The organism is Corynebacterium lipophiloflavum DSM 44291, from assembly GCF_000159635.1.
In the GTDB taxonomy this organism is placed as follows: Bacteria; Actinomycetota; Actinomycetes; order Mycobacteriales; family Mycobacteriaceae; genus Corynebacterium; species Corynebacterium lipophiloflavum.
Genome location: NZ_GG667191.1, coordinates 152,398 through 156,197, shown reverse-complemented (window position 1 = coordinate 156,197; position 3,800 = coordinate 152,398). Strand labels below are relative to the sequence as shown.

Here is a 3,800-nt window from a genome sequence, read left to right as displayed (position 1 = left end):
TACTATCTCACCGAGCCCATCAACACAGGGCCGTAAAAGAAGCGGAACTAAACCCAGGACGCTTCAAGTAGGGCTCCGGTCCCCGTCTTGTCCCTCTAAGTGCGGGTCAGTACCTGCGGGTTAGTCGAGTAACGTGCACCATCCGCGTCGCTCCCACCAGACTGACCCGCAGGTGCTGACCCGCATTTACTAACCCGCATCTGCGGAACGGGCGGTGGTGACCACGAAACCCGACGCCCGCTCGCCCGCTACCGCAACATCACCCTCACACGCCGGCACCCACGCGGCCTCACCGGCACCGAGCGTGACGTCGCCAACTCTCAGCGTGCCCGACGCATTCAGTACTATGGCGGGGCCCTTCACGTGGCTCGGGCCGGCGGTGTCGGTGATTTGCTCCACGCGGAAATCATTAACAGGCACCTGGTATTGACTGCCCTCCGAGCGCAAGGTGGGTCTATCCAGCGCCTCGAACCGCAGCACGGAAAACAGCTCGTCGGTATCGATGTGCTTCTCGGTCAGCCCACCGCGCAACACGTTGTCAGAGTTGGCCATCACCTCCACACCCAGTCCATGCAGGTAGGCGTGGAGATTTCCCGCACCGAGGAAGATCGCCTCGCCTGGGTTGAGGCTGACGTGGTTGAGCAGCATCGCGGCGATGAGCCCGCTGTCACCGGGGTACTCGCGCGCGATACGGCAAGGTTTCGGGCGGCCTCGCCGATAAAGTCCTCCCGCTCAGCGAGCTCGCCGGCACGCTTTTCGACGCTTGAAGTAGCGTCACACTTCATAGCCAGCGTCAGCGCGTGGGCGAGGCGCTCCGATTCCTCGACATCGTCGCGGGCAAGGGCGTCTTCGAGCGGGGCAAGCTCGGGAAGGTCAAACGCGTCGAGCAGCTCAATCGTTTCCGCAACGGGGCGAAACCCCGCCATTGCACGAAAGGGGGTCAGGGCAATGAGGAGCTCGGGCTTGTGGTTGGCGTCCTTGTAGTTGCGATGCGGCGCATCGAGGGGGATGCCCGCTGCATTGTCGCGCTCGAACCCGGCGCCGGCCTGCTCTAGGGAGGGGTGGGCCTGCAGGGACAGCGGCTTGGCGGCGGCGAGCAGCTTGACCAGGAAGGGCAGGGTGCCGTCGTAACCTAGCTGTGCCTGCGGGTCGCGGGCGATAACGCTATCGAGCGGCCCCTGAGACGTTTCCGACGGTGCACTCGGGTGCGCACCGAACCACAGCTCGGCTTCGGGGTCGCCGGAGGGGTCGCGGCCCTGCAGATCCGCGATGTAACTGTCGTGCCCCCAGGCATAGTTCTGCATGGTGCCGGTCAGCTTAAGGGCCACGTCAACCGCCTTAATAGGGTGGATGGTGTTGGTTTTCTCCCGTGCCACGATACTCCTATAAGCCCCGCGCCATGCAGCACAGCGCCCAGCTCAGCCTCCTAGAACCGCTACCATGATCACGATGATCACCGGCGCCAGCACCGCTGCCAAGATTAGCCACGCGGTTGGGCGGGCGAAGTTCATGGTCGTGGACATGCCGTTCTCGACGAGGACGCGCTCGTCGTCCGGGTTGTGATAAAACATGCCCCAATACAGGTGGCGGTCGATCTCGCTTTCGCCGACATGCGCCACTATTCTGCGCTGCGCAGCGCGGATCTCGTAGACGAACCAGACGAGCAGCAGCGCGATCGCCGCAAGGATGAACGGTGTGGAAACCCTTAGACCCAGCAGACTGGCAGTGACACCGCCGACCACTATCACCGTGACGCCGAACATAAACTTGGCCACGAGAGGCACCATTTCATTCGCAGAGGCCTTGTCCCGGTCGCTACCGGATCTAGCCAGACCGTGCGTGCCGTAGACGATCAACGGGGTGAGCACGCCCAGCGGGATGGCACCGATGGCGACCAAACTGAACGCGGCACCTGGCGTTTTCTCGTCGAAGCTGTCTGCCTCACCGCGCGGGCCCCAGTGAATCGGCATCGGGTCGGGGATGCGATCCCAGCCGGCTACAAGCAGCACCACGCTCAGAGCGATGACCGCGTAGAGCGCAACGAGCCACCCCAAGGGCACGGGCTTGAGCTCGACGTTGAAAGACACGAAGCAATCCTAAGTGGATAGGGCTGGAGCAGTCCAGGAATCCACGACCGCCTGAGCTTGCTCGGCGCTAAGGTCGCCGGTGAGGACGCGTTGAACTAGGCCGTCAGCAAGCGCGATGAGCGACCGGGCGCGAGCCTCAGCATCCTCGAGCCCCGCCTGGGCCATGAGCCGTGTTACCTCGGCTTCCTGGCCGCGCTTGGCTTCGGTGATGATGGCACCGATGCGGGGTTGCACCAATGCGTAGGCCACGAACGCGCTCCATATCGCGGCTCCGCAGCACGCGCTGCTGTCACGCGGAATGACGTGGCTAATCGCGTACTCCAACTGTTCTCGGGCCGTTGCACTCCGTGCCTGATATGCCTGCTCCGCACCGCTAACAAGCGCCCGGCATGTCTCTTCGAGCAGCTCCTCTTTGGTTCGGAAGTGGTGCTGAACCCGCCCGAGCGACACCCCGGCTTCAGTGGCGACGTTGCGCATGGAAACCCCGGAGATGCCCTTCTCCGCAACGAGGTGCAGCACTGCGTGGATGATGTCTGCCCGGCTGTCGGAGGTCATATTGTAAGCCTAGCAATACGCCTGTATCATTGTTTACGATACAAACGTATTGGAGTATGCCGTGACCCTTAGATCCGCCCTTGTAACCGTCGCCCTCATTCTTGTAGCCCTAGGGGCGCACCGTGTGTTCTTAGCGTGGACTGCACCACCCGATGTCGGGCACTGGCGCGCGAGCGCGGGCCGCGAGGCTTATACCGAGGCGTACGATGCCGCGCTGGCCACAGGCCCGAAGCCAGATCGCACGATCTACGTACCCACCCGATTCGGCACCGCTCACGTTGTGGTCTGGGAGGCGGAGCACGCCACCTCCAGCACTCCCGTCCTGCTCACACCGGGACGCGCATCCGGCGCACCGATGTGGGGTGAGCTGCTTCCCTACATCGGCAACGGTCACACCGTTTACGCCGTCGACGCGATTGGCGACGCCGGGCTGTCCACCCAAAGCACCCCCATTATCTCCTCCGCCGATCAGGCTCAATGGCTGGCGGAGACCCTCGAAGGACTCGGTATCGGCTCCGCGCACGTTGTCGGGCACTCCTTTGGCGGGGCAACGAGCGCGGCCCTGGCACTCGAGCGACCCGACCTCGTCTCCTCCGTCGCGTTGATCGAACCCGCGTTCACCCTCGCCTACCCGCCACCGGCCACATTCTTCTGGGGCACGGTGATCATGCTTCCTGTGCCCCAGTCACTCAAAGACCGAGCGCTCGCCGAGATCGGGGGCACGACGGTGGAAGAAGTACGGCAGGACGATCCAATCTCCACCATGATCGACCTCGGATCGCGGCACTTCAGCGCCGCCCTCCCCACCCCTCGGCCGCTTGACGACGCCGACTTAGTGCACCTGAATATGCCCGTCTACGTAGCAATCGCAGACAAAGACTCGCTCGCCGGCGGTGAGGCCGCCGCGGAAAAGGCGCGACAAGCAATTCCTCACGCCACCGTCCGCGTCTGGCCGAACACTACCCATTCGCTGCCCTTCCAGGTCCCTCAGGAGCTCGGGGCCGAACTGGGGTCGTTCTGGGCGGCGGAGTAGTGCCAGTCACCGGGTAGTTAGCTGTTTGGCATCGCGCCGGGGCGCCACATTCCCAACTCAGGCTGCTGTCCGGGGGTTGGCACCGGGTTGGCACCTAGCGGGACAAAGCCCATCCGCTGGTAGAG

General features: G+C 63.7%; 5 protein-coding genes. 1 reads left to right on the top strand and 4 read right to left on the bottom strand.

The window, feature by feature from the left end:
* Nucleotides 1-189: 189 nt before the first annotated feature.
* From HMPREF0298_RS12890 to HMPREF0298_RS00705, 4 genes are read right to left on the bottom strand one after another with little or no spacing between them, the layout of a single operon-like run.
* Nucleotides 190-552 carry a cupin domain-containing protein gene (locus tag HMPREF0298_RS12890; protein ID WP_006839153.1) on the bottom strand — a complete coding sequence of 121 codons (363 nt, stop codon included), beginning with the start codon at nt 550-552 and terminating at the stop codon, nt 190-192.
* Nucleotides 552-1,376: a mannose-6-phosphate isomerase, class I gene (gene manA, locus HMPREF0298_RS00715; RefSeq protein ID WP_006839152.1), complete on the bottom strand. Its 825-nt coding sequence runs from the start codon at nt 1,374-1,376 to the stop codon at nt 552-554. The genes HMPREF0298_RS12890 and manA overlap by 1 nt, the downstream gene beginning before the upstream one ends.
* 42 nt (nt 1,377-1,418) lie before the next feature.
* Nucleotides 1,419-2,087 carry a DUF1648 domain-containing protein gene (locus tag HMPREF0298_RS00710; RefSeq protein WP_006839151.1) on the bottom strand — a complete coding sequence of 223 codons (669 nt, stop codon included), beginning with the start codon at nt 2,085-2,087 and terminating at the stop codon, nt 1,419-1,421.
* A 9-nt stretch (nt 2,088-2,096) separates the two neighbouring features.
* Nucleotides 2,097-2,642: a TetR/AcrR family transcriptional regulator gene (locus tag HMPREF0298_RS00705; protein WP_006839150.1), complete on the bottom strand. Its 546-nt coding sequence runs from the start codon at nt 2,640-2,642 to the stop codon at nt 2,097-2,099.
* A 124-nt stretch (nt 2,643-2,766) separates the two neighbouring features.
* Between HMPREF0298_RS00705 and HMPREF0298_RS00700 the strand changes: the two genes are divergently transcribed.
* The gene (locus HMPREF0298_RS00700; RefSeq protein WP_211205409.1) at nt 2,767-3,675 is read left to right on the top strand and encodes an alpha/beta fold hydrolase; all 909 of its coding nucleotides are present in this window, start codon (nt 2,767-2,769) and stop codon (nt 3,673-3,675) included.
* The last annotated feature ends 125 nt before the right edge of the window (nt 3,676-3,800 follow it).

Bases quoted from the DNA above. Each gene is read 5' to 3' on its own strand.
- HMPREF0298_RS12890 (WP_006839153.1), bottom strand. From the start codon at position 552: ATGGCCAACTCTGACAACGTGTTGCGCGGTGGGCTGACCGAGAAGCAC.
- HMPREF0298_RS00705 (WP_006839150.1), bottom strand. From the start codon at position 2,642: ATGACCTCCGACAGCCGGGCAGACATCATCCACGCAGTGCTGCACCTC.